This is a genomic window from Methylobacterium sp. J-048 (assembly GCF_022829515.1).
Classification (GTDB): Bacteria; Pseudomonadota; Alphaproteobacteria; order Rhizobiales; family Beijerinckiaceae; genus Methylobacterium.
The window spans coordinates 1-25198 of the sequence record NZ_JAKSYL010000093.1 but is presented as its reverse complement, the minus strand read 5'-3'; the positions used below and the strand labels follow the sequence as shown (position 1 = coordinate 25198).

Here is a 25198-nt window from a genome sequence, read left to right as displayed (position 1 = left end):
CGGATCTAGAACAGCGACCGGGCCGCCCGGCCGGCGACGCCGACCAGCGGTCCGGGGAGCAGGAAGAACAGCACCACCACGACGCTCGACAGGGCAAGCACCACGCGCAGGCCCGGGGCCATGGCCTCGTAGGGCTCCTTCGGCTCGTCGAAATACATGATCTTGACCAGGCGCAGGTAGTAGTAGGCGCCGACCACGCTGGTCACCACGCCGATCACCGCGAGCGTCACGAGGCCCGCCTTGATGGCGGCGGCGAACACGTAGAATTTGGCGAAGAACCCGGCGAGCGGCGGGATGCCGGCCAGCGAGAACATCATCGCGGCGAGGCAGAAGGCCAGCCAGGGATGGGTGCGCGACAGGCCCGACAGGTCCTCGATCGACTCGAACATCACCTCCCGGCGCCGGAGCGACAGGATGATCGCGAAGGTGCCGAGCGTCATCGCCAGGTAGATGATCATGTAGGTGACGAGCCCGCTGATCCCCTCCTCGGAGCCGCAGGCGAGGCCGATCAGCGCGTAGCCGATATTGGCGATCGACGAGTAGGCCATCAGGCGCTTGATCGAGCGCTGGCCGATGGCCGCGAACGAGCCGAGCGCCATCGAGGCCACGGCGACGAAGATGAAGATCTGCTGCCAGATCGCGGTCACGTCCGGCATGGCGCCGATGAACACCCGCACCGTCATGGCGACGGCGGCCATCTTGGGCGCGGTGGCGAAGAACGCGGTCACCGGGGTCGGCGAGCCCTCGTAGACGTCGGGCGTCCACATGTGGAACGGCACCGCCGCCATCTTGAAGCAGACGCCGGCGGACAGGAACACGATCCCCAGGACGATGCCCAGCCCGGCATTCTCGTTGAGCGCCGAGACGATGCCCGGGAACGAGACCGTGCCGGTGAAGCCGTAGACCAGCGAGGCGCCGTAGAGCAGCATCCCGGAGGACAGCGCACCGAGCACGAAGTACTTGAGGCCGGCCTCGGTGGACTTGGCGTCGTCCCGGTGGAACGCCGCGATCACGTAGGCGGCCAGCGATTGCAGCTCCAGGCCGAGATAGAGGGCGATCAGGTCGTTGGCCGAGACCATCACCATCATGCCGATGGTGCAGAGCACGATCAGCACCGGGAACTCGAACCGGTCGATCCGCTCGCGCTTGAAGAAGTCGTGCGCCAGCAGGATCGTCGAGGCCGAGCCGAGCAGCACCAGCGATTTCATCACCTTGGAGAAAGCATCCGACACGAAGGCACCCGACAGGGTGGTCACCCGGCCGGCGGTCGGCTGCGACAGGACGACGAACAGGGCCAGCAGCAGCAGAACCAGGGCGCCGATGCTGACAGACTCGGCGGAGCGGTCGCCGCGCCAGGCGCCGTAGAGGATCATCAGCATCACCCCGACGCCGAGGATCAGCTCGGGCAGGAGCGGGGCCAGCGAGGGCAGGACGGAGTGGACGGTGGGCATCTGTTCCGTCTCAGCGTGGGAGCGGCAGCGCGGCGGCTGCGGTCTGGGTGTTGGCCAGCGCGGCCTTCATGCCGGCCATCAGCGCCTCGGTGGAGGGCGCGAAGACGTCGAGCACCGGGGCCGGGTGCACGCCGTAATAGATCGTCAGCACCACCAGCGGCGCCAGGATGATCTTCTCGCGGGTGTCGAGGTCGAGGATGCCCTGGAGGTTGGGCTTCTCGAGCTTGCCGTAGATCACCCTTGCGTAGAGCCACAGGGCGTAGGCCGCCGACAGGATGATGCCGAAAGTCGAGAAGAACGCGACGTTCGGGTTCGCCTTGAAGGCGCCGAGCATCGACAGGAACTCGCCGACGAAGCCGGAGGTGCCGGGCAGGCCGACATTGGCCATGGTGAACACCATCATGGCCACCGCGTAGAGCGGCATCCGCTTCACCAGCCCGCCATAGGCGGCGATCTCGCGGGTGTGCATCCGGTCGTAGACCACGCCGACGCAGAGGAACAGCGCACCGGCCACGATGCCGTGCGAGATCATCAGGAACAGCGCGCCCTGGATGCCCTGCTCGTTCAGGGTGAACAGGCCGAGCGTCACGAAGCCCATATGGGCCACCGACGAATAGGCGATCAGCTTCTTGATGTCGGTCTGCATCATCGCGGTGAGCGAGGTGAAGATGATCGCGATCACCGAGAGGGCGAAGACCAGGGGGGCGAAATCCTGGCTCGCCACCGGCAGCATCGGCAGGGAGATCCGGATGAAGCCGTAGCCGCCCATCTTCAGCAGGATGCCGGCCAGGACCACCGAGCCTGCGGTGGGGGCCTCGACGTGGGCGTCGGGCAGCCAGGTATGGACCGGCCACATCGGCATCTTCACCGCGAAGGAGGCGAAGAAGGCCAGCCACAGCCAGGTCTGCATGTGCACCGGGAAGCGGTACTGCAGCAGGGTCGGGATGTCGGTGGTGCCGGCCTGCCAGTACATCGCCATCACGGCGAGCAGCATCAGCACCGAGCCGAGCAGGGTGTAGAGGAAGAACTTGAAGCTGGCGTAGATCCGACGCGCACCGCCCCAGATCCCGATGATCAGGAACATCGGGATCAGGCCGGCCTCGAAGAACAGGTAGAACAGCAGCAGGTCCAGCGACTCGAACACCCCGATCATCGTCGTCTCGAGGACCAGGAACGCGACGAAATATTCCTTCACGCGGACATGGATCGAGGTCCACGACGCGCCGATGCAGAACGGCATCAGGAACGTGGTGAGCAGGATCAGCGGCATCGAGAAGCCGTCGACACCGAGCTTGAACCGGATCGTCTCGGCGAGCCACGGATGGCTCTCGACCAGCTGGAAGCTCGCCGACGCGGCGTCGTAGCGGCCCCAGGCCACCAGGGACAGCGCGAAGGTGACGATGGTGGTGGCGAGCGCGGCCCAGCGGCTGTTGCGCGCGACCGACTCGTCGTCGCCCTTGAGGGTGAGGATGAAGGCCGCGCCGCAGAGCGGGACGATCAGCAGGCCGGAGAGGATGCCGAGGCCGAGCATGTCAGTGAGCACCCTTGGGCAGGCCGGCCATCAGGTACCAGCTGATCAGGCCGGCCACGCCGATGAGCATGACGAAGGCGTAGTGGTAGACGTAGCCGGTCTGCAGGCGGACCACGCCGCGGGTCACGTCGACGACGCGCGCCGCGATGCCGTTGGGGCCGAGCCCGTCGATGATCTTGCCGTCGCCCTGCTTCCAGAGGAACAGGCCGAAATCCTTGGCCGGACGCACGAAGATCCGGTCGTAGAGCTCGTCGAAGTACCACTTGTTGAGCAGGAACCGGTACAGCGACGGCTGCTGCGCGGCGAGCGCCCCCGGCAGTTCGGGCCGGCGGATATACATCCAGAACGCCAGGATGAAGCCGAGGATCAGCATGATCAGCGGCGAATAGGACACCAGCGCCGGGACCTCGTGGATCTCGTGCATGATGTGGTTCTCGGGGCCGTGCGCCAGGGCATGGCCCCAGAATGCGTCCATGCCGGACCCGATGAAGCGATCGTGGAAGATGATCCCGGCGAACAGCGCCCCGAAGGCGAGGATCGCCAGCGGGATCGTCATCACCAGCGGGCTCTCGTGGGGCGTGTGGTCGCCGTGGTGGCCGTGATCGTCCCCGTGATGATCGTCGGCGACGAGGTCGCTCTTGTGGGCCGGCTCGGCGTCGTGGCCGTGATCGTCGTGGGCCGCGCCCTCGGTATGGCCGGGTGCGCCGTCGGCCTCGTGGGCTAGGGCGGCGTGGGCGGTTCCGGCATGGGCCACCGCCGGGGCGGCGTGGTGGTCATGGGCCGCGTGGACACCCCAGCGGGCCGGACCCTCGAAGGTCATGAAGAACAGGCGCCACGAGTAGAACGAGGTGAAGAACGCGGCCACGACGGTGCACAGGAAGGCTAGCGTGTGCCCGGGCCGGGTCGAAGCGTAGGCGGCCTCGATGATCGCGTCCTTGGAGTAGTAGCCCGCCGTGTACGGGAAGCCGATCAGCGCGAGGGAGCCGATCGCCATCATGGCGCAGGTGAACGGGATGTGGGAGCGCAGGCCGCCCATGTTCCGCATGTCCTGCTCGTGGTGCATCGCGTGGATGACCGAGCCGGCCCCGAGGAACAGCAGCGCCTTGAAGAAGGCGTGGGTGAACAGGTGGAACACGCCGGCCGAGTAGGCGCCGACGCCGAGCGCCACGAACATGTAGCCGAGCTGCGAGCAGGTCGAATAGGCGATCACCCGCTTGATGTCGTTCTGCACCAGCCCGATCGTGGCGGCGAAGAACGCTGTGATGCCGCCGATCACCGTGACGACGATCAGCGCGTTCGGCGCCTCCTCGAACAGCGGCGACAGCCGGGCGACCATGAACACGCCGGCGGTGACCATGGTGGCGGCGTGGATCAGCGCCGAGACCGGGGTCGGGCCCTCCATCGCGTCCGGAAGCCAGGTGTGCAGCAGGAACTGCGCCGACTTGCCCATGGCGCCCATGAACAGCAGCAGGCAGGCCAGGGTCAGGGCGTTCCAGTCGTAGCCGAGCAGGTGGAAGCTCAGGGTCTTGATCGTGTCGACCTTGGCGAAGATCGCGTCGAACGCCACCGAGCCGGTCAGCACGAAGACCAGGAAGATGCCCAGCGAGAAGCCGAAATCGCCGACCCGGTTGACGATGAACGCCTTCATGGCGGCGGCGTTGGCCGAGGGCTTCTCGTACCAGAAGCCGATCAGCAGGTAGGAGGCGAGGCCGACGCCCTCCCAGCCGAAGAACATCTGCACGAGGTTGTCGGCCGTCACCAGCATCAGCATGGCGAAGGTGAACAGCGACAGGTAGGCGAAGAACCGCGGCCGGTGCGGATCCTCGTGCATGTAGCCGACCGAGTAGAGGTGGACGAGGGTCGAGACCGTGGTGACGACCACGAGCATCACCCGGGTCAGCGCGTCGACCTTGAAGGCCCAGTCGACCTGGAGGTCGCCGGCCGAGAACCAGGACGCGACCTGCACCCGCTCGGCGTGACCGCCGTCGAGGAACACGCCCCAGGCGATCAGGGCCGTGAAGGCCAGGAACGCCGTGGTGATGTACTCGCAGGCCCGGGCCCCGATGTACCGGCCGAACAGGCCGGCGATCAGGAAGCCGATCAGCGGGAAGAAGACGATCGCGTGATACATCGCTCTCTTGCAGTCCGTCCTCCGGGCCGACCGCGGGGCGGCAGCGTCCGGATTGTCACTCGGGGCGGGCGATAAAGGGCGCCCTAGCCCTTCATCATGCTCACGTCCTCGACCGCGATGGTGCCGCGGTTGCGGAAGAAGACCACGAGGATGGCGAGGCCGATCGCCGATTCGGCGGCCGCGACGGTCAGCACGAACAGGGCGAAGACCTGTCCGGTGATGTCGTTCAGCTGCGTCGAGAAGGCGACCAGGTTGATGTTGACCGCGAGCAGGATCAGCTCGATCGACATCAGGATGACGATGACGTTCTTGCGGTTGATGAAGATCCCGAGCACGCCGAGCGTGAACAGGATCGCCGCGACGGTGAGGTAGTGGCTCAGGCCGATCATCGTTCGAAACCTCCGGCGGGCATCAGACCTCGCATCAGACCTCGACGCCCTGGCGGGACGGCACCTTGCGGGTCTCCACCGCCATGCTCTGGGTGCGGGCGTTCTGGACCGAGATGTTCTGGCGCTTGACGCCGGGGCGGTCGCGCAGGGTCAGCACGATGGCGCCGATCATCGCGACCAGCAGGATCAGGCCGGCAAGCTGGAAGAAGTAGACGTAATCCGTGTAGAGCACCCGGCCGAGCGCCTGGGCGTTGGTGAGGTTCTCCGCCGCCGCGACGTTGCTGAGCGGCGCCTGAACCAGGTTCGGATCGGTGGTCCAGGAGCCGACCACCAGGAGCAGCTCCACCAGGAAGATCGCCCCGATCAGGCCGCCGACCGGCAGGTATTGCTGGAAGCCCTGGCGCAGCTCGGCGAAGTCCACGTCGAGCATCATCACCACGAACAGGAACAGGACCGCGACCGCGCCGACGTAGACGACGACCAGGATCATCGCCAGGAACTCGGCGCCCATCAGGACGAACAGCCCGGCGGCGTTCACGAAGGCGAGAATCAGGAACAGCACCGAGGCGACGGGATTGCGCGAGGCGATCACCATGAAGCCCGACGCGACCGTGACGCTCGCGAACAGGTAGAAGAAGGCGGCTGCTGCGGTCATGCGCTCGTCGGGATCGGCCGCCGGAGCGGCCCCTTCTGCCTTGCGTGGAAACGGGCCGCAGCGGGCGGCCCGTCTATAGAACCCGGTCGGCGGGGGCACAACAGCGCCCCCGGCATCCCTCTAGCGCATCACCCCGGGCAACGGAACCGGGATGATGCGCTATCCCCTTGCTTGGCATCGTCTTTTTCCGAAAGCCGGCAACCACCTTTCGGGACGATGCCCTAGCGATACGGCGCATCCATCGCGATGTTGCGCGCGATCTCGCGCTCCCAGCGGTCGCCGTTCAAGAGGAGCTTCTGCTTGTCGTAGAGCAGCTCCTCGCGGGTCTCGACCGAGAATTCGAAGTTCGGCCCCTCCACGATGGCGTCCACCGGGCAGGCCTCCTGGCACATGCCGCAATAGATGCACTTCACCATGTCGATGTCGTAGCGGGTGGTGCGGCGGGTGCCGTCGTTGCGGCGCGGTCCCGCCTCGATGGTGATCGCCTGGGCCGGGCAGATCGCCTCGCAGAGCTTGCAGGCGATGCAGCGCTCCTCGCCGTTGGGATAGCGGCGCAGGGCATGCTCTCCGCGGAAGCGCGGGCCGCGATGGCCCATCTCGAAGGGATAGTTGATCGTCGCCTTCGGCTTGAAGAAGTAGCGCATGCCGAGGATCATCCCCGACACGAATTCCTTCAGTAGCAGGCTCTTTGCGACCTGATCGAGCTTCATGGCCCGGATCTCCGATTCGGCGGGTGGGCTCAGGCGCCCGGCGCGAGGCCGGTCAGCTTGAGCACGAAGGCGACGACGACGACCGAGACCAGCGAGATCGGCAGAAAAACTTTCCAGCCGAGGCGCATGAGCTGATCGTAGCGGTAGCGCGGCACGATGGATTTCACCATCGCGAACAGGAAGAACAGGAAGCTGGCCTTCAGGATGAACCAGATCACGCCCGGCACCCAAGTGAACGGCGCGAACGGGATCGGCGACAGCCAGCCGCCCAGGAACAGCACGGTGCCGAGCGCGCACATGCTCATGATGGCGACGTACTCGCCGAGCATGAACAGCAGATAGGGCGTCGAGGAGTATTCCACCATGTAGCCGGCCACCAGCTCCGACTCGGCTTCCGGCAGATCGAAGGGCGGGCGGTTGGTCTCGGCGAGCGCCGAGATGAAGAACACCACGAACATCGGGAACAGCCACAGCCAGTACCAGCCGAACAGGCCGAGGCTGGTGTCCTGCGCCATCACGATGCGCGAGAGGTTCAGCGAGCCGGCGCAGAGCAGCACGCAGATGATCACGAAGCCGAGCGAGACCTCGTAGGAGATCATCTGCGCGGCCGAGCGGAGCGCGCCCAGGAAGGCGTATTTCGAGTTCGAGGCCCAGCCGCCCATGATGACGCCGTAGACGCCCAAGCTGGAGATCGCGAAGATGTAGGTGATGCCGACATTGATGTCGGCGATCGCCCAGCCGTCGGCCAGGGGAATCACCGCCCAGCTCGACAGGGCCAGCATCGCGAAGACCAACGGCGCCAGCAGGTAGATCGCCTTGTTGGCACCCGCCGGGATCACCGGCTCCTTCAGCACGAACTTGAGCAGGTCGGCGAACGACTGGAACAGCCCGAACGGCCCGACCACGTTGGGGCCGCGCCGGAGCTGCACCGCCGCCCAGATCTTGCGGTCGGCGAGCAGCGCGTAGGCGATGAAGACCAGCAGCGCTGCGAGCAGCACGAAGCTCTTCAGCACGATCAGGAGCACGGTCCCGAGGATTTCGAGCGACGTCATCGTGGGGTCCCTACTCTGCCGCTGCGAGCGGCCGCGCCTCGGCGGCGCGCTCGCGGGCGAGGCGCGAGCACTCGGCGAGCACACGCGAGGCGCGGGCGATGGGGTTGGTGAGGTAGAAGTCGGTCACCGGCGAGGCGAAAGCGGGGCCGCCCGTCGCGCCGCCGAGGCCGGCCAGCCGGTCCACGGCCGCCGCCACGTCGCCGGTCTCCACGGTGCCGACCGCCGCGAAATGCGGGTGGGCGGCGTAGAGCGCCCGGCGGAGCGCGGTGAGCGAATCGAACGGCAGGCGTTGGCCCAGCACGTCCGACAGGGCGCGCAGGATCGCCCAATCCTCGCGGGCATCCCCCGGCGGGAAGCCAGCGCGGTTGCCCATCTGGACCCGGCCTTCCGTGTTCACCCAGGTCGCGGACTTCTCGGTATAGGCCGCGCCCGGCAGGATCACGTCCGCCCGGGAGGCGCCGCGGTCGCCGTGGGTGCCCTGGTAGATCACGAAGGCGCCGGGCGCCACGTCGCGCTCGTCGGCACCGAGGTTGAACAGCACGTCGACGCCGCCCGCCGCCAGCATGGCCGGGAAGCCGAGGCCGCCCTCCCCCGGCACGAAGCCGAGATCGAGGGCGCCGACCCGAGCGGCGGCCGTGTGCAGCACGCCGAAGCCGTTCCACTCCGGCGTCACCGCGCCGATCTCCTTGGCAAGGGCCGCCGCTGCCGCCAGGATGCCTGGCTCGACATTGGCGCCGACGATGACCAGCGGCGTCTTCGCGGCCTTGAGCGTCTCAAGAAAACTGTGCTCGCCGCGGGCGAGGCCGGCGAGCGAGTCGGGGCCGGCGCCGATGTAGTGGCTCGGATAGGTCAGATCGACCGGCTCGCCGATCACCCCGACCGCGAGCGGCGCCAGGCGCCAGCGCTTGCGGATCCGGACGTTGAGGAGCGAGGCCTCGGTGCGCGGGTTGGCGCCGACGATCAGGATCGCGTCCGCGGCCTCGATGCCGGGAATCGTCGGGTTGAACAGGTAGGAGGCGCGGCCGAGCGCCGGATCGAGCCCGGTCTCGGTCTGCCGGCAATCGAGGTTCGGCGTGCCGAGCGCACGCATCAGCTCGCGCAGGGCAAAGATCTCCTCGACGCCCGCGAGGTCGCCGACGACCGCGCCGATGCGCTTCGGATCGGCGGCCTTCACCTCGGCGGCGATGGCCTGGAACGCCTCGCCCCAGGAGGCGGGCCGCAGCCGTCCGTTCTCGCGCAGGTACGGCCGGTCGAGGCGCTGCATCCGCAAGCCGTCGACATGGTAGCGGGTCTTGTCGGAGATCCACTCCTCGTTGATCTCTTCGCTGACCCGCGGCTCGATCTGCATCACCTCGCGGCCGCGGGTGTCGATGCGGATCGACGAGCCGACCGCGTCCATCACGTCGACCGATTCGGTCTTGTTCAGCTCCCAGGGCCGGACGTTGTAGCTCTGCGGCCGGTGAACCAGGGCGCCCACCGGGCAGAGGTCGGCGACGTTGCCCTGGAGTTCCGAAGCCATGGACTGTTCGAGGTAGCTGGTGATCTCCATGTCCTCGCCGCGGCCGATGGCGCCGAGGTCGGGCACGCCCGCCACCTCCGCCAGGAAGCGCACGCAGCGGGTGCAGTGGATGCAGCGGTTCATCGCGGTCCGCACCAGCGGGCCGATATGCTTCTCCTCGACCGCGCGCTTGTTCTCCTGGTAGCGGGTCGAATCGACCCCGTAGGCCATCGCTTGGTCCTGCAGGTCGCAATGGCCGCCCTGGTCGCAGATCGGACAGTCGAGCGGGTGGTTGATGAGGAGGAACTCCATCACCCCTTCCCGGGCCTTCTTGGTCAGGCCGGAGCGAGTGAGCACCTCCGGCGGCTCGCCGTTCGGGCCGGGGCGGCAATCCTTCACCGCGTACGCGCAGCTCGCCACCGGCTTGGGCGCGCCCTTCAGCTCCACCAGGCACATCCGGCAATTGCCGGCGATCGACAGGCGTTCGTGGAAGCAGAAGCGCGGGATCTCGGCCCCCGCAGCCTCGCAGGCCTGGAGCAGCGTGTATTCGGCCGGAACCTCGACCTCGGTGCCGTCGACGAGGATTTTTGTCATCGGTGCCATCTCAGTGCGGGGCGTCGGCGAGATCGAGGCGCCGCTCGATGCGCTCGATGCGAAGCTCGACCCGGTCGATCCGCCGGTGAACGCCGGCCAGGTTTTCTTCGACCGCTGCCATTCGGCCCTTCAACTCACGGACATCGTCGCTGAGCCGATCGACCTTCTCGTCGATGCGACGCAGGTACACGAGCATCAGGTTGTCAGGCTGGCTCGTCATGGCCTCACTCCGCGGCCATCGGGATCGGGTCGGAATGCGGGTTGGCCGTGTAGCGGTCGATCCGCCTCTCGATCTCGGGGCGGAAGTGCTTGATCAGGCCCTGGATCGGCCAGGCCGCCGCGTCGCCGAGCGCGCAGATCGTATGACCCTCGATCTGCTTGGTGACCTCGAACAGCATGTCGATCTCGCGCTTCTGCGCCCGGCCCTCGGCCATGCGCAGCATCACGCGCCACATCCAGCCGGTGCCCTCCCGGCAGGGCGTGCACTGGCCGCACGACTCGTGCTTGTAGAAATACGAGATGCGGGCGATCGCCGCGACGATGTCGGTGGACTTGTCCAGCACGATCACCGCCGCCGTGCCGAGGCCGGAGCCGAGGCCGCGCAGGGTGTCGAAATCCATCTTGGCGTCGATGATCTGGTCGGCCGGCACCAGCGGCACCGAGGACCCGCCCGGGATCGAGCACAGCAGGTTGTCCCAGCCGCCGCGCATGCCGCCGCAATGCCGGTCGACCAGCTCGCGGAAGGTGATGCCCAGCTCCGCCTCGACGTTGCACGGCTTGTTGACGTGCCCCGAGACGCAGAACAGCTTGGTGCCGGTGTTGTTCTTGCCGCCCAGGCCCGCGAACCAGGCACCGCCCCGGCGCAGGATCGTGCCCGCCACCGCGATCGACTCGACGTTGTTGACCGTCGTCGGGCAGCCGTAGAGGCCCATATTGGCCGGGAACGGCGGCTTGAGCCGCGGCATCCCCTTCTTACCCTCGAGGCTCTCGATCAGCGCCGTCTCTTCACCGCAGATATAGGCGCCGGCGCCGTGGTGGACGTAGATGTCGAAGGGGAAGTCGTGCACGTTCGACTGGCCGACGAGACGCGCCTCGTAGGCCTCGTCAACGGCCTTCTGGAGCGCGTGCTTCTCGGCCACGTACTCGCCGCGGATGTAGATGTAGCAGGCATGCGCGCCCATGGCGAAGCAGGCCAGCATGCAGCCCTCGATCAGGAGATGCGGGTCGTGCCGCATGATCTCCCGGTCCTTGCAGGTGCCAGGCTCCGACTCGTCGGCGTTGACGACGAGGTAGTGCGGGCGCCCGTCGGACTTCTTGGGCATGAACGACCATTTCAGGCCGGTGGGGAAGCCCGCGCCGCCGCGGCCGCGCAGGCCCGACGCCTTCATCTCCTCGATGATCCAGTCGCGGCCCTGCTCCAGGAGGAACTTGGTCCCGTCCCAGGCGCCACGCTGCTTGGCGGCCTCCAGACCCGGCGAATGCAGGCCGTAGAGGTTGGTGAAGATGCGATCCTGATCCGACAGCATGTGCTTCGTTCCTCAGCTGACCGGAGCGTCGACGATGTCGAGGCGGCGCTCGATGCGGCCGACGCGCATATCGAGCGCGCTGTACGCTTCGTAGAGATTGTGCAGGTCGCCCTGGACACCGTGAACGGTGGTCCGAAGCGCCCCGACCTCGCCACGCACCTCGCGCACGCCCTCCTCGATATTGCCGAGGCGTGCCTGCATCGCCTTCAGCACTTCATAGATCAGCGCGTTCGTCACCTCGGCCATCGCGGTCAGTTCCCGGTGGCCGACAGCGTCTGAGCCTGCCCGACCCAGTTCTCCCGGTCGATGCGACCCGGGAACGCGAGGTAGGTCCCGACCCAGGTTATCTCGTCGCGGGTCCAGGCGGCGACCTGGTCGAAATGATAGATGCCGAGCCCGTTCAGGCGCTGGCTGTTGCCCGGGCCGATGCCCTTGATCCGGGTCAGGTCGTCCGGCTGACCGGCGCGGGCGGCATCGAGTCCCGGCGGCCGGGTGCCGACCGCGTCCGCCTTCTGCTCCGGGCTCGCATCCTTCGGCAGGCTTGCGAGCTTGCCGGCGACGCGAGCCTCCTCGGCTTCCGCCGCGACCTCGCCTTCGCTGGCGCCGGAGGCCTCCGGCTGCGGCGGCGGCGTATCCCGGGTCAGGCTCGATTGCGCTCCGGCTTCGGCCCCCGACGCCTCACCGGCGGTCGCGGCGGGGCTCGTGCCGGGCCCGTTCGCGGCGGCCCGATCCTCCGGCTTGACCGGCTCCTCGCCCCGCGCGGCGCGCTGGGCGGGAGCGTCGGACGACGGCCGTTCCGTCTGCCGGCCGGCATCGGGCTTGGCGGGCTTCGGATCGGCGGCGGCGCGCTGCTCGCTCGACTTGGCCTCGTCTGCCTTCGCGGCCTGATCCTCGGGCTTCGCGGTGTCCTCGAAGCGCTTGCGCCACGCGCCGACCCGCGAGCCGTCGAACAGGGTCGGATCGGTGAGCGTATCCGGGCCGCCCTGCGGCTCGGAGGCCTGGCGCCCGGTCTGCGAGCCGACCTTGACCGGCCGTCCCGCAGCGAGGTCGTCCATCAGCGTGCCGAGCGATTCGGGCGTCAGGTCCTCGTAATAGTCCTGGTTGATCTGCACCATCGGGGCGTTGCAGCAGGCGCCGAGGCACTCGACCTCGAGCCAGGAGAAGGTGCCGTCGGCCGAGACGTGGCCGGAGGGGCCGAGGCGCGCCTCCAGCATCTCCTTCAGGCCCCGGGCGCCGCAGGAATCGCACGGCACCGTGCCGCAGACCTGGATCCAGAACCGCCCGACCGGCTCCAGCGCGAACATCGTGTAGAAGGTCGCCACCTCCAGCACGCGGATGTTGGGCATGCCGAGCTCGGCCGCGACCGCCTCGATGGCGGCCCGCGGCAGCCAGCCGCCGTTCTGCTCCTGCGCCTTCCAGAGCAGCGAGATCACCGCGGAGGCCTGGCGGCCCTCCGGGTACTTGGCGATCTGGGTCTTGGCCCAGGCCGCGTTCTCGGGGGAGAACGCGAAGCTCTCGGGCTGCTCAGAGGCCGGCGCGAGTCTGCGGTTTGCCATCCTGCTAACGCCTTACCGATCCACTTCGCCGAACACGATGTCGAGGGTGCCCAGCACGCACGACACGTCGGCCAGAAGGTGCCCCCGGCACATCCAATCCATCGCCTGAAGATGCGCGAAGCCCGGCGCGCGGATCTTGCAGCGGTACGGCTTGTTGGTCCCGTCGGACACGAGATAGACGCCGAACTCGCCCTTGGGCGCCTCCACGGCGGCGTAGACCTCGCCCTCCGGTACGTGGAAGCCCTCGGTGTAGAGCTTGAAGTGGTGGATGAGCGCTTCCATCGAGCGCTTCATCTCGCGGCGCGGCGGCGGCGCGAACTTGCCGTCGATGGCGGCGATCGGGCCCTGCCCGGCCGGCTCGCGCAGCTTGGCGCAGCACTGCTTCATGATCTTGGCCGATTCCCGCATCTCCTCCATGCGGATCACCTGCCGATCGTAGGTGTCGCCGTTTCGGCCGACCGGGATGTCGAATTCCATTTCCTCGTAGCACTCGTAGGGCTGCGCCTTGCGCAGATCCCACGGGATGCCCGAACCGCGCAGCATGACGCCGGAGAAGCCCCACTCCATGCACTCATCCACCGACACGATGCCGATGTCGACGTTGCGCTGCTTGAAGATGCGGTTGGCCATCACGAGGTCGTCGAGATCCTGGACGACCTGCAGGAACGGGTCGCAGAACGCCTCGATATCGTCGATCAGCTTGGGCGGCAGGTCCTGATGGACGCCGCCGGGCCGGAAGTAGTTGGCGTGGAGGCGCGCACCCGAGGCGCGCTCGTAGAAGATCATCAGCTTCTCGCGCTCCTCGAAGCCCCAGAGCGGGGGCGTAAGGGCGCCGACATCCATCGCCTGCGTGGTGACGTTGAGCAGATGCGACAGCAGCCGGCCGATCTCGCAGAACAGCACACGGATCAGCTGGGCGCGCCGGGGCACCTCGATGCCCGCGAGCTTCTCGATCGCCAGGCAGAAGGCGTGCTCCTGGTTCATCGGCGACACGTAGTCGAGCCGGTCGAAATAAGGCGTCGCCTGCAGGTAGGTCTTGTGCTCGATCAGCTTCTCGGTGCCGCGGTGCAGCAGCCCGATATGCGGATCGACCCGCTCGACCACCTCGCCGTCCAGCTCCAGCACGAGGCGCAGCACGCCGTGCGCCGCCGGGTGCTGGGGGCCGAAATTGATCGCGAAGTTGCGGATGTTGTGTTCTGTCACGGGCGGCCTCCGGCCTCGCCGCTGGGCGAATGGCGAATGGCGAATGGCGAATGGACGACCAGCATCAGCGTGCGTCCTTCTCGTAGGCTGCGCGACGCTGCAGAGACCGAATCAAGCCGCGAAGCTGGCGGCCCACGGCCTCGCAGCGCGCAAGTATCGGAGCCACCGTTTCCTGAGCGGCGAGCCCGACGCGGCTTGCCAAGATCAGGTGGGTTTCGAGTTCCTTGAGTGACCCTTGCCCGATCCGAAGGAAGTTGATGAAAGATGTCGTGCTCTCACGTCCGTGCCCTTCGGCGATGTTGGCCGCGACCGAGGCGGCCGAGCGCCTGATCTGCGATGTCATTCCGAAGGCTTCTTCCCGCGGGAACGGCTTGGTCAGCATGTAGCACGCCTCGGCCATCGTCATGACTTCCTGCCAGACGTCGAGGTCGCGATACGAACTGATCGGCTTGCCGCCTTCCATTCGCCATTCGCCATTCGCCATTCGCCCTTACGACTTCGCCTTCTCGTCTCCGGGCAGCACGTAGTCGGTGCCTTCCCACGGAGACAGGAAGTCGAAGTTGCGGAATTCTTGGGTGAGCTGGACGGGCTCGTAGACCACCCGCGCCTCGTCCTGGTCGTAGCGGACCTCGACGAAGCCGGTGAGCGGGAAATCCTTGCGCAGGGGATGCCCCTCGAACCCGTAATCGGTGAGCAGCCGGCGCAGGTCCGGATGCCCCGAGAACAGGATGCCGTAGAGGTCGTAGGCCTCGCGCTCGTACCAGTTGGCGGCCGGGAACACCTCGATCGCCGAGGGGACAGGCGTCACCTCGTCGGTCTGCACCTTCACCCGGATGCGCGCGTTGTGGCGCAGCGAGAGCAGGTGGTAGACCACGTCGAAGCGCTTCTCGCGCTGCGGATAATCCGCGCCGCAGATGTCGATGAAGCTGCGGAACGCGCAGGCCGGGTCGTCGCGCAGGTAGGTCAGCGCGTAGACGATGTCGGAGGCCTGGACCACCAGGGTCAGCTCGCCGAACGCGATGGCGTGCGACACCACCGCCGGGCCGAGCGCGCCGGTGACGCGCTCCGCCATCGCCGTGAGGGCGGTCGCGCCGCTCTCCGGCTGCGTGTGCGACAGGATCGAGATGCCGTTGGTCATGGCCGCTCCTCAGCGCTCGATCGTGCCGGTGCGGCGGATCTTCTTCTGGAGAAGCAGCACGCCGTAGAGCAAAGCCTCGGCGGTGGGCGGGCAGCCGGGCACGTAGATGTCCACCGGCACGACCCGGTCGCAGCCGCGCACCACCGAGTAGGAATAGTGGTAGTAACCGCCGCCGTTGGCGCAGGAGCCCATCGAGATGACGTAGCGCGGCTCCGGCATCTGGTCGTAGACCTTGCGCAGGGCCGGGGCCATCTTGTTGGTCAGGGTGCCGGCGACGATCATCACGTCGGACTGGCGCGGCGAGCCGCGGGGCGCGAAGCCGAAGCGCTCGCAATCGTAGCGCGGCATCGACATCTGCATCATCTCGACGGCGCAGCAAGCGAGCCCAAAGGTCATCCACATCAGCGAGCCGGTGCGGGCCCAGTTGATCAGCTCGTCCGTGGTTGTGAGCAGGAAGCCCCGGTCGGCCAGCTCGTCGCTGATCGACAGGAAGGTCGGATCGTCGGCGCCGATCGGCCGGCCGGTGTTGGGATCGATGATCCCCTTCGGCTGGGGCGCGACCGCGGGGGCGCGGGACAGGCTGTGGGTCGTGTCGGTGATCAGGGCCATCGGCGACTCGGAATGCGGTGCGGGCAGGCTGCTGTTGCGAATCAATCCCACTCGAGGGCGCCCTTGCGCCACTCGTAGACGAAACCGACCGTCAGCACGCCCAGGAAGACGATCATCGACCAGAAGCCGAACCAGCCAAGGTCTCCGAAGGTGATCGCCCACGGGAACAGGAACGCGACCTCGAGATCGAAGATGATGAACAGGATCGCCACGAGGTAGAACCGCACGTCGAACTTCATGCGGGCATCGTCGAAGGCATTGAAGCCGCACTCGTAGGCCGAGAGCTTCTCCGGATCCGGGCTCTTAAAGGCAACCAGGAAGGGCACGACCAGCAGCGCGGTGGCGATGAACAGAGCAACGCCGATGAACACGATGAGCGGAAGATAGTCCGCCAACAATCCGGTCATGCCAGGGCCTCGCGAGAGCGTCTCGTATCGACGTGGGAAACCGCGGTGCGCCGCCGAACCGGATTCGCCCGTGGAATTGTTCTTATGCCAGGATGCGCGCGGCCGGAGGCTTAGTCGAGCCGCCGACCTGTGACAATGGCTTGCCGCGTCGCACAAACTGCACGCCCTGTCTTGTGTAGGGATGTGGGACCGCGCGGCGCGGCTGCAACACGACGCAAGCGCGCAGGCCCTCCGGCCGGCCTCGGCGCAAAACCGTCACGGACACGCTTGACAGGCCCCGACGCGGACCATACACCCCGCCCCGTCGCCGGGCGAAACGCCCCTTCGAGGCGACCACGCCGTGCGGGCGTAGCTCAGTTGGTTAGAGTGCCGGCCTGTCACGCCGGAGGTCGCGGGTTCGAGTCCCGTCGCCCGCGCCACTTCCATCAGTCTCTTAAAATCAGAATTTAGGTTTGCCCTCCGGCCACGTCGGGGGCGCTCCATCGAGTTCGCGATGTTATGGCGGTGAGGCCTGACACGGGAAACTACGATGATGCGGTGCGCCGTGCAGGCAGCGGGATGACAGTAAGGAGGCGGCCGTAAAGGTCCTCTTCGATGAGCCAGACGGAGCGAATCCAGAACTCCCGGCCATCGACACCCTTGATTGGGCCTTCACAGACGATGCGCCTGGACCCAACCGCGTCGAAAATCATTCGCGCGTCCGGTGCGGACACATAATGGTCCACCAAAGCGTCTGCCAGAATGTTCGGTTGATCCGCTGAAAATCCGAAGCGAAGCAGAAACTTTGCCTTCGCGCCGCCCTTCCGGTGCGTGGGATTCAGCAAGTAATCGACGATTTTCTCGCCCTGGATGCGCAACCCCAGGAGTGCCGGAAGGCCCGCGCGACTCACGGCGTGTGGCGACCAGTGCGTCTCAGATTGGCTGGTAGCACCGTCGCGAGGGCACCCGCCGGCTCCGGGAATTCGACGAAAAAGGCTTCGCCGTCCTTCCAGACGCCGACGATGGTCCCTTCGGCGCCGGCCGGGATCGGATCGCCGTCATCGGTCACGACCGGTGCCAGCACGACCACGTCGTCGAGATCCCGAAGCGTGGCCCCGGGATCCTCCTTTCGCAGCAGGTACGAGAAGTCGACCGACATGTCCTGAGATTGGCGCCTGCGATGAGCGTGCGCAAGTCGATGGTCACCGCACGGCCGACCGAAGCCTCAAACCGAAGACCAGCGGGCACCCGCCCCCCGCGTCCGGCGGCGCGCGTCCCGCCGTCCCACCAGCAGCGCGATGGCGTCGTGTCGTCCCGGCACGCCCGCGTCGGCGACGTCCTGCGGGGTCAGCCCGATATCCCGCAATTCCCGCGCGGACAGGGCCGAGAGCCGGTGCAGGACGCGCCGGTTCATCGCCGCGCGCGACAGTTCCGCCCGCACCTCCGCGGCGGCCTCGGCGATCGCCTGGACGGCCCGGGCGAGCCAGGACGGCCGGCCTGCGGCCTGGGCGGTCTCGGTGAGGCACTGGTCCATGATTCGATCCTCCGTCTGTCAGGATTCCGGCGATCTTGACCGCATGGGGCTGGCGGCGACAGGAACAGTTCGGTACGATTTCGAAGAATTGTCCGGTCGGAAAGGCAGTACGGATGCAAGTCGCGACCAAGCCCGCCGGGACGCGCGTCGAGACCGTGGCCGGGGAGATCCGCGAGCGGATCGCGGCGCGGCATCTCGTGCCCGGGGTCCGGATCCCGTCGGTGCGGGCGTTCGCGGAATCCATGGGCGTGTCGAAATCGACCGTGGTGGAGGCCTATGACCGCCTGGCCGCCGAGGGCACCCTGGTGGCGCGGCCGGGCTCCGGCTTCTACGTCGCCGGCAAGACCCGGCCGCTCTCGCTCCAGGCGATGGGACCGCGGCTCGACCGGATCGTCGATCCGCTCTGGATCACCCGCCAGGCCCAGCAGGCCGGTGCGGACCAGCTCAAGCCCGGGGCCGGCTGGCTGCCGGATTCCTGGATGCCGCACGAGGCGATCCGGCGGGGCCTGCGCCGGGTGGCGCGGGCGGATCTCGCCGAGATGACCAATTACGACCGGCCGCTCGGCTACGAGCCCCTGCGGATCCAGATCGCCCGCAAGATCGCCGAGAAGGGCGTGGGCGCCGAGCCGGACCAGATCGTGCTGGTCGAATCGGCCACGCAGGCGCTGGATCTGGTCTGCCGGTTCCTGCTCCAGCCGGGCGACATCGTGCTGGTGGACGATCCCTGCTACTTCAACTTCCTGGCGCTGCTGCGGGCGCACCGGGTTTCGGTGGTCGGCGTGCCGCTGACCCCGGAGGGGCCGGACCTGCGGGCGCTCGGCACCCTGCTCGAGCGGCACCGGCCGCGCTTCTACCTGACCAACGCGGCGCTCCAGAACCCGACCGGCGCGAGCCTCGCCCCGGCCATCGCCCATAGGCTGCTGAAGCTGTGCGAGGCGCACGATACCCTGATCGTCGAGGACGAGATCTTTGGCGACCTCGAACCGGAGCCGGCGCCGAGGCTCGCCGGGTTCGACGGGCTGGAGCGGGTGATCCAGATCGGCAGCTTCTCAAAAACTCTGTCGGCGGCGGCGCGCTGCGGCTGGATCGCGCTCCGGGCCGACTGGGTCGAGCCCCTGGTCGATCTCAAGCTCGCGCTCAGCCTCGGCAACGGCCACGTCACGGCGGCGCTGGTGCACAGCCTGATCACCGAGGGCTGCTATCGCCGGCACCTCGCCGAGACCAAGCGGCGGCTCGCCGGCGCCATGGTCCAGGCCTCGGCCGAGTTGCGCGCCTGCGGCCTGGAGCCGTGGGCGCAGCCCCGGGGCGGCTTCTTCCTGTGGATGCGCCTGCCGGACGGACGCGACGGCGCCGAGGTGGCGCGCCGGGCCCTGGCGCAGGGCATGGTCCTGGCGCCCGGCACGGCCTTCAGCCTGTCGGACGACTGGAACGGCTATATGCGCTTCAACGTCGCCCACTGCATCGACCCGCGCATCCGGCCGATCTTGCAGGCGGCGTTGGCGTGATTCTTACGCCGGCAGGGTCAGCTCCGCCTCCAGCCCGCCCAGCTCCGAGCGCCCGAGGGTGAGCCCGCCGCCGTAGAGTTCGGCGAGTTCGAGGGTGATCGGCAGCCCGAAGCCGTGGCCCGGCACCCCCTCGTCGAGGCGGCGCCCGCGGGCCATGACCGCTTCGGCGGCCGCGCCGTCGAGGCCCGGCCCGTCATCCTCGACCCGCACCACGACCCCGCCCGCCTGGCTGAAGGCCGCGACCCGCACCCGGCCGCGGCACCAGCGGCAGGCATTGTCCACGAGGTTGCCGAGCATCTCGTCGAGATCCTGCCCCTCGCAGGGCACCGACAGGTCGTCCGGCACGGCCAGCGCGATCGCCACGCCCTTCTCGGCGTAGAGGCGCACCAGCGCGTCGCGCAGGTCCGAGACGCGCGGCGCCAGGGGCGTGCGTCCCCGGGCCGAGCCGGCGAGCGCCGCGGTGCGAGCCCGGCGCAGATGGTGGCGGACCCGCCGGTCCATGTCGTCCACCTGCAGGCGCAGCGCCCCGCCGGGATCGCGGGCCGGGTCGGCCAGGGCCATGGACAGGGTCGCCAGCGGGGTCTTAAGGGCGTGGGCGAGGTTGGCGACGTGGCCGCGGGCGCGCTCCAGGTTCTGGGCGTTCTGGTCGAGCAGCGCGTTGAGCTCCGCCACCAGCGGCTTGATCTCGGCGGGCTGTTCCTCCGGCACCCGCTCCCGGCGCCCGGCGCGCACGGCCGCGAGGTCGGCCCGCAGCCGCCGCAAAGGCGCCAGCCCGAGGCGCACCTGCAGGGCCAGCCCGGCGATCAGGCAGAGGCCGAGCACCCCAAGCGCCAGGGCTAGGCTGGTCAGAGCCTCGCGCAGGGGCCCGTACAGGGCCGCCCGCGGCGCCGCCGCGACGATCGTGGCCGGCGGCGTCCCCGGCACGCCGAGGATGCGCAGGATCAGCCGCTCCCCCCGCGGCCCGGTGCCGTCCGCCGGGTGCGGGCGGTCGGGCTCGTCGTCGGGACCCGGCTCGGTGACGGTGATGTGGCCGCCCCGCAGGGAGCCCGAGCCGAAGGTCTCAGGTCCACGGCGCACCTCCCAGGCCCAGCCGGGCCCGTCCCGGTCGAAGGGCGGCGCGTCGCGATTCTGGGAGAGCCGCCTCGCCTCCAGCCCTGCCCGGAGGGCGACGATCTGGGCGTCGAGATGCCCCTCGATCTGCCCCCGGACGAACCGGTGCAGGATCACCCCGATGGCGAGCCCGGCCACCACCAGCGCGGCCAGCACCAGCGCCAGGGCGGCCGCCAGCAGGCGGGTCCGGAGGGAGCGGTGCGGCGGTGGGGGGCCCTTCTTCGGCGGCGGCATCAGGCCGGATCCGCGTGCAGGCGGTAGCCGTGGCCGCGCACGCTCTCGATCCGGGCCGGGGCGATTTTTCGGCGCAGGCGGGTGATGATCACCTCCACTGAGTTCGAATCGACATCCGCGTCACCCTCGTAGACCCGCTCGATCAGGTGCGGGCGCGGCACCACCGCGTCGCGGTTGAGCATCAGGCAGGACAGGACCCGCCATTCGAGGCCGGTGAGCTTGAGCGGCAGGCCCTCGTGCTCGAAGGCGCCCAGGCCGGTGTCGAAGCTCAGGGGGCCGCAGGCGATCCGGCTCGCCCCGCCGCCCTGCGACCGGCGCACCAGGGCGCGCAGGCGGATCACCAGCTCCTCCACCCGGACCGGCTTGACCAGGTAATCGTCCGCCCCCGCCTTGAACGCCGCGACCTTGTCGCTCCAGCCGTCGCGGGCAGTGAGCACCAGCACCGGCAGCGTCCGCCCGGCCGCCCGCCAGGCCCGCAGCACCGAGACGCCGTCGCCCTTGGGCAGGCCGAGATCGAGCACCACCGCGTCGTAGCCCTCGGTCTCGCCGAGATGCTGCGCGTCCTCGCCGGTGGCGGCCCGGTCGAGGACGAAGTTTTCCGCGCGCAGGACCTTGGCCAGTTCGGTGGCCAGGGCCGCGTCATCCTCCACCAGCAGGATTTTCACCAATCCGTCCTCTGCGGCCCGGCTGAACCGCGCCCTCTGCCCGCACCAAGGTATTCAACCCAACATTTGCAAGATCGGCTCGCCCCACGGTTCCGGCCTCGGCGCCGTCATCGTCGAACACGTCAACGCTTGGCTTCTTGCCAACAAACGTCTCGATCGTCGCCAGGACAGATCAAGGACGATCATTGATGCCTCGTCGACCTTCGCGTGAATTTTCGTGCCCGCAAACCGAGCGTATAATTCTGAAACGAACTCTTGAGAATGCAACAGCTCCGCCAAAATCCCGAATAAATCTATCCTTTTCTTTCAAACTTCAAAAGTGTATTATAAAAAATTTCAGCTTTTTTGTCACATCACGTCCACATTCGCCTGATGTACCTATCAGAATCGATGGTCTGCAGGTACTAACGTCGCTCCACGATCAAATTCCACTGTGATCGATGGGTTCGTGTCATCAAAATCAAAAAAATTCAGAGAATCGATCGCCTGTCATTTTGACGACTAACTGAAAATCACGCGGATATGAGTTTTTCCAATGCCACACATTCGAATCGTTGACTATGTTGCAAATGAAGGGGGGGGACTGCGCTATGTTACGGAGCTGATGCGCGAACTTTCGATCATGCCAGGGTATAGTTTCGATTTAGTAAGCGGCGGTCAGGCACTGACACGGTATGTCGAAGAATTTAGTAAGGCAGAAATTTCTATCAGAGCATTTCAGGACGAGGCAACAGCGCTCAAAGGCGCCGACGGTTCTCCGTTTCCAGTGCCGGAAGAGGTCGCAACGGGCGCAGATCTAATCTGGCTTCCATGGGCTCATCGTCATCTGATTTCAGAGGCGCTGGCAAAGAAAACGGTTGCAACCATTCTGGACTTTATTTTGCTCCGAAACTTGCCTCACATAATGCCTCAGCTGGATGATAATACTCGAAACTACGTTGCCAGGATCGTGGAGGCTGAAACCGTAGTTACGTCGAGGCTATTGGACTGGCATGTGCCTATGGCGCTGCTTTCCCACGAGGTTCAGAACGATCTTATACGTCTCTTTGAACGGGCCGGACACAGTACTGTAATTCCGCTTCCGGGGGCTCACAAAACATTACAAACAGATAGTACTATTTCGTTGCCCGGACTTCCAGACCGATACATCCTGTGCCCGGCGACAATATTCCCGCATAAAAATCACATTGCCCTCATCACCGCGCTCGGCCGATGCCGCGACCGGTTACCCTTAGTATTAACGGGGCCTTACACCAATTACTTGCCACAATTCCCTGCCGGACATCATGGGCGGCATATCTTTAATGCTATTGCTCATGCCGGCCTCGTCTGGGGCAAGGACGTTTTGGGTCTCGGCATGTTGCCGGACAACATCTTCAATGCAGTGCTTCGGCGGGCCGATCTCATGGTCTTCCCAACGCTGGCCGAAGGAGGAGGGTTCCCCGTTGCGGAGGCGCTAACGGTGGGCATTCCCGTTGCTTGTTCAAACATCCCCGTTCTGCGTGAACAGTTATCGCGCATCGGCGGGAATGCTGTCTTGTTTGATCCTCATGATTGCGATGATATCGCACGAAAGCTTGAAATGGCAATCAGGCAAATCGATAATCTTAAAACTAGGGCGCAGACAAACCGCCATCATCTGACCGACACCAATTGGGGCGAAGTGGCTCGCCGCTACGTAACGTTTTTCGAGCGACGCCTCGCCGATATTCGGCGTCCCGCTCCCAATCTGCCCGCGACCGCCCGATTTTACGGGCAATGGAATCCACCTCAGGATGAATTGCTTTTCCGGCGTTATTTTAGCGATATGCAGGGGCGCCCCGGGCATTTCATCGAGTGTGGCGCCTTCGATGGTGTTACCGAATCGTCTGGCCTGTTCTTTGAACAGACGCTGGGCTGGACGGGCATAAACGTTGAGCCGTTTCCCGATGCTTTCAAAGCGCTGTGTAACAATCGTCCGAGAGCAAATAACGTGCATGCGGCTTTGTCCGACCGCGATGGTTGGTCAGAATTTCGACAGGCAGTTCACCCATATCACGGTCGTAATTTTAATAATGGTTCAATAAGTCATACGAAAAAGCATCTCGACGATCTGTTGGCCCAGGGTTGTCACTTTGAAAGTTTTAATGTTGCCACACTGACCTATCGATCTCTGTTGAAGCAGCACCCGTTGTCATCTGTCGATCTCCTCATTCTCGATGTCGAGGGTGCAGAAAGCGCAGTGATCGATGGTATGAAAGATTCGCCAATATTGCCGCGTGTTCTGTGTATAGAATATGATCATAATGATGTTTGGAGACTAATTAGAGATATTGAGAAGATGGGGTATCGGTATGATGGACTGATACATAATAATGCGATATTCGTGCGTAGGGACGGCGCTAGGTAAACATCTCCTATATATTAGGCGCTTCTACCGGATGATGCAGATCTTGGGCAACTGATTGATACTAGGGGATCAGATAGCAACAGATTGCCCTTACGATCTCGTCCTAGAACGCACGACAAGATTATCGTCGATCTCAGGTCCTACTTCCATGGCTCTCACGACAAAGGAATACCCGTCGGACGCAAAAAATCCATGTCGATTTAATTTCTTATCGCTGAGATCGGTGGTGCGAGGATTTAGAGCCGGCGGCTCAAGTTGTCCGCCGGCTCGGATGCGGTCCAGTGCACGTCGCACGGCAGCTTTCGCGGCCAAACTCCTGATGCCACATGCGCTTCGTCTCCGCCTGCGCGTCGGATCCCTTTATGGGGCCGCTTTAACCGAGGCTGAACCGGGCGGTTCAGTCCGGATTGCCGGCGGTCCTTTACGAAGGGACATCGGATCGAACGGATCCGGTTGCCTTTCATAAGGACGCGACATCATGAGTGACGACAAAACCATCGACGGGACGGCACAAGAAGTTCGCGAGCCCGGGGCCGCCGCGCCGAAAAACCGGGTTGTCCCGCAGCGGACCTGGGTCGTGGCCGCGATCGCCGCGCCCCTGGCGCTGGGCGCCGCCGGCCTGTCTCTGGCGCAGGGCAATGCGTTCCAGCCGACGCCGGTCGACCCGGTGGCGATCCAGGCGCTCGCCCCGTCGAGCGCCACCGCCATCAAGGGCGACGTCGCCGAGATCTACGGCAACAAGTTCGTGGTCCAGGACCCGACCGGCCGGGCGCTGGTCGAGACCGGTCCCGCCGGCGAAGGCGGCACATTGGTGGCCAAGGGCGAGGCCGTGACCGTGCAGGGCCGCTTCGAGACCGGGTTCCTGCATGCCAGCGTCCTGACCCACGGCGACGGCCGCAAGGTGGTGATCGGCCCGGCCGGTGGGCCGCCGACCGGCAGCCTCGACTGGGCCAAGGACAAGCTCGGCCTCGGTCCCACCCCGGACGTGCCGGCGCTGACCGCCGCCGTCCAGGCCGCCGGCTACGGCGACGTGCGTGTGATCGGCCGCGGCCCGCGCCACCTCGAGGTCGCCGCCAAGGACCGCGACGGGCGCGAGCACCAGCTGCATGTCGGCTTCGACGGCCAAGTCCGCGAGCGGCCGGTCCCGGGCGCCCGTCTCTGACGGGGTGATGCAACCGTTTCCGCCCTGCCGCGTCCTCCTGTCACTCACCCGGACAGGAGGCGCGCCGTGGAACCGATGAAGCCGATGGAACCCATGAAGCCCATGGAACCGATGAAGCCGATGAAGGGCATGGAGCCGTTCTGGCCGAAGGACCTGGGCGATCCCTCGAC

At 66.4% G+C, this 25198-nt stretch carries 25 protein-coding genes and 1 tRNA gene; 4 read left to right on the top strand and 22 right to left on the bottom strand.

All coding sequences use genetic code 11. The annotated features are described in order from the left end of the window. Positions 1-5: 5 nt before the first annotated feature. The 17 genes from nuoN to MKL09_RS06885 form a co-directional block, all read right to left on the bottom strand. Positions 6-1451, bottom strand: coding sequence for an NADH-quinone oxidoreductase subunit NuoN (gene nuoN, locus MKL09_RS06965; protein ID WP_244019127.1), 1446 nt, complete (start codon positions 1449-1451; stop codon positions 6-8). A gap of 10 nt (positions 1452-1461) precedes the next feature. Further along, a complete protein-coding gene (locus MKL09_RS06960; RefSeq protein WP_244019125.1) occupies positions 1462-2982 on the bottom strand; it encodes an NADH-quinone oxidoreductase subunit M in 1521 nt (506 codons plus the stop codon). A gap of 1 nt (position 2983) precedes the next feature. After that, positions 2984-5113 (bottom strand): NADH-quinone oxidoreductase subunit L, encoded by a 2130-nt coding sequence (gene nuoL, locus MKL09_RS06955; RefSeq protein WP_244019123.1) that lies wholly within the window; start codon positions 5111-5113, stop codon positions 2984-2986. An 83-nt stretch (positions 5114-5196) separates the two neighbouring features. Next, a complete protein-coding gene (nuoK, locus tag MKL09_RS06950; RefSeq protein WP_058192287.1) occupies positions 5197-5502 on the bottom strand; it encodes an NADH-quinone oxidoreductase subunit NuoK in 306 nt (101 codons plus the stop codon). A 34-nt stretch (positions 5503-5536) separates the two neighbouring features. Further along, entirely contained in the window at positions 5537-6157 is a 621-nt protein-coding gene (locus MKL09_RS06945; RefSeq protein WP_244019121.1) for an NADH-quinone oxidoreductase subunit J, read from the bottom strand. A 221-nt stretch (positions 6158-6378) separates the two neighbouring features. Next, positions 6379-6867: an NADH-quinone oxidoreductase subunit NuoI gene (gene nuoI, locus MKL09_RS06940; protein WP_007560744.1), complete on the bottom strand. Its 489-nt coding sequence runs from the start codon at positions 6865-6867 to the stop codon at positions 6379-6381. A gap of 29 nt (positions 6868-6896) precedes the next feature. Continuing rightward, positions 6897-7919 carry an NADH-quinone oxidoreductase subunit NuoH gene (nuoH, locus tag MKL09_RS06935; protein ID WP_244019119.1) on the bottom strand — a complete coding sequence of 341 codons (1023 nt, stop codon included), beginning with the start codon at positions 7917-7919 and terminating at the stop codon, positions 6897-6899. Between the two features lie 10 nt (positions 7920-7929). Continuing rightward, the gene (gene nuoG, locus MKL09_RS06930) at positions 7930-10011 is read right to left on the bottom strand and encodes an NADH-quinone oxidoreductase subunit NuoG (RefSeq protein ID WP_244019117.1); all 2082 of its coding nucleotides are present in this window, start codon (positions 10009-10011) and stop codon (positions 7930-7932) included. Between the two features lie 10 nt (positions 10012-10021). Continuing rightward, positions 10022-10231 (bottom strand): hypothetical protein, encoded by a 210-nt coding sequence (locus tag MKL09_RS06925; protein WP_012319031.1) that lies wholly within the window; start codon positions 10229-10231, stop codon positions 10022-10024. Between the two features lie 4 nt (positions 10232-10235). After that, positions 10236-11537 carry an NADH-quinone oxidoreductase subunit NuoF gene (nuoF, locus tag MKL09_RS06920; protein ID WP_244019116.1) on the bottom strand — a complete coding sequence of 434 codons (1302 nt, stop codon included), beginning with the start codon at positions 11535-11537 and terminating at the stop codon, positions 10236-10238. 12 nt (positions 11538-11549) lie between these two features. Continuing rightward, positions 11550-11783 carry a hypothetical protein gene (locus MKL09_RS06915; protein WP_244019115.1) on the bottom strand — a complete coding sequence of 78 codons (234 nt, stop codon included), beginning with the start codon at positions 11781-11783 and terminating at the stop codon, positions 11550-11552. A 5-nt stretch (positions 11784-11788) separates the two neighbouring features. Further along, entirely contained in the window at positions 11789-13093 is a 1305-nt protein-coding gene (gene nuoE, locus MKL09_RS06910) for an NADH-quinone oxidoreductase subunit NuoE (RefSeq protein ID WP_244019114.1), read from the bottom strand. Positions 13094-13105: 12 nt separating this feature from the next. Continuing rightward, positions 13106-14296, bottom strand: a complete 1191-nt coding sequence (locus tag MKL09_RS06905; RefSeq protein WP_244019113.1) for an NADH-quinone oxidoreductase subunit D — start codon at positions 14294-14296, stop codon at positions 13106-13108. A gap of 64 nt (positions 14297-14360) precedes the next feature. Then, entirely contained in the window at positions 14361-14759 is a 399-nt protein-coding gene (locus MKL09_RS06900) for a four helix bundle protein (protein ID WP_244019112.1), read from the bottom strand. Between the two features lie 27 nt (positions 14760-14786). Then, positions 14787-15434: an NADH-quinone oxidoreductase subunit C gene (locus MKL09_RS06895; RefSeq protein ID WP_244019111.1), complete on the bottom strand. Its 648-nt coding sequence runs from the start codon at positions 15432-15434 to the stop codon at positions 14787-14789. 9 nt (positions 15435-15443) lie between these two features. Beyond that, positions 15444-16043: a NuoB/complex I 20 kDa subunit family protein gene (locus MKL09_RS06890; protein WP_007560753.1), complete on the bottom strand. Its 600-nt coding sequence runs from the start codon at positions 16041-16043 to the stop codon at positions 15444-15446. A gap of 41 nt (positions 16044-16084) precedes the next feature. Beyond that, a complete protein-coding gene (locus MKL09_RS06885) occupies positions 16085-16450 on the bottom strand; it encodes an NADH-quinone oxidoreductase subunit A (RefSeq protein WP_007560754.1) in 366 nt (121 codons plus the stop codon). A gap of 342 nt (positions 16451-16792) precedes the next feature. On the opposite strand from MKL09_RS06885, the gene MKL09_RS06880 reads away from it, so the two are divergent. Continuing rightward, positions 16793-16869: transfer RNA gene (locus tag MKL09_RS06880), tRNA-Asp, on the top strand. Between the two features lie 105 nt (positions 16870-16974). Here MKL09_RS06880 and MKL09_RS06875 read toward each other — a convergent pair. The 3 genes from MKL09_RS06875 to MKL09_RS06865 all read right to left on the bottom strand — a co-directional run bounded on the left by MKL09_RS06875 (position 16975) and on the right by MKL09_RS06865 (position 17963). Next, on the bottom strand, positions 16975-17307 hold the full coding sequence (locus MKL09_RS06875; RefSeq protein WP_244019110.1) for a DUF6883 domain-containing protein: 333 nt from the start codon (positions 17305-17307) through the stop codon (positions 16975-16977). 29 nt (positions 17308-17336) lie between these two features. Then, a complete protein-coding gene (locus MKL09_RS06870) occupies positions 17337-17588 on the bottom strand; it encodes a DUF4926 domain-containing protein (RefSeq protein WP_244019109.1) in 252 nt (83 codons plus the stop codon). Positions 17589-17654: 66 nt separating this feature from the next. Beyond that, complete coding sequence (locus MKL09_RS06865) at positions 17655-17963, bottom strand: DUF1127 domain-containing protein (RefSeq protein WP_244019108.1); 309 nt, start codon at positions 17961-17963, stop codon at positions 17655-17657. Positions 17964-18076: 113 nt separating this feature from the next. Here MKL09_RS06865 and MKL09_RS06860 point away from each other — a divergent pair, with 113 nt between their 5' ends. Then, entirely contained in the window at positions 18077-19468 is a 1392-nt protein-coding gene (locus tag MKL09_RS06860; RefSeq protein ID WP_244019106.1) for a PLP-dependent aminotransferase family protein, read from the top strand. A 3-nt stretch (positions 19469-19471) separates the two neighbouring features. Here MKL09_RS06860 and MKL09_RS06855 read toward each other — a convergent pair whose 3' ends face one another. Further along, positions 19472-20812: a sensor histidine kinase gene (locus tag MKL09_RS06855; RefSeq protein WP_244019104.1), complete on the bottom strand. Its 1341-nt coding sequence runs from the start codon at positions 20810-20812 to the stop codon at positions 19472-19474. Continuing rightward, positions 20812-21477 (bottom strand): response regulator transcription factor, encoded by a 666-nt coding sequence (locus MKL09_RS06850; protein ID WP_007560763.1) that lies wholly within the window; start codon positions 21475-21477, stop codon positions 20812-20814. The genes MKL09_RS06855 and MKL09_RS06850 overlap by 1 nt, the downstream gene beginning before the upstream one ends. A gap of 604 nt (positions 21478-22081) precedes the next feature. Here MKL09_RS06850 and MKL09_RS06845 point away from each other — a divergent pair. Together MKL09_RS06845 and MKL09_RS06840 are read left to right on the top strand one after the other, a co-directional pair. Then, the gene (locus tag MKL09_RS06845; protein ID WP_244019103.1) at positions 22082-23866 is read left to right on the top strand and encodes an FkbM family methyltransferase; all 1785 of its coding nucleotides are present in this window, start codon (positions 22082-22084) and stop codon (positions 23864-23866) included. 478 nt (positions 23867-24344) lie between these two features. Continuing rightward, positions 24345-25028, top strand: a complete 684-nt coding sequence (locus MKL09_RS06840) for a DNA-binding protein (protein WP_244019102.1) — start codon at positions 24345-24347, stop codon at positions 25026-25028. The last annotated feature ends 170 nt before the right edge of the window (positions 25029-25198 follow it).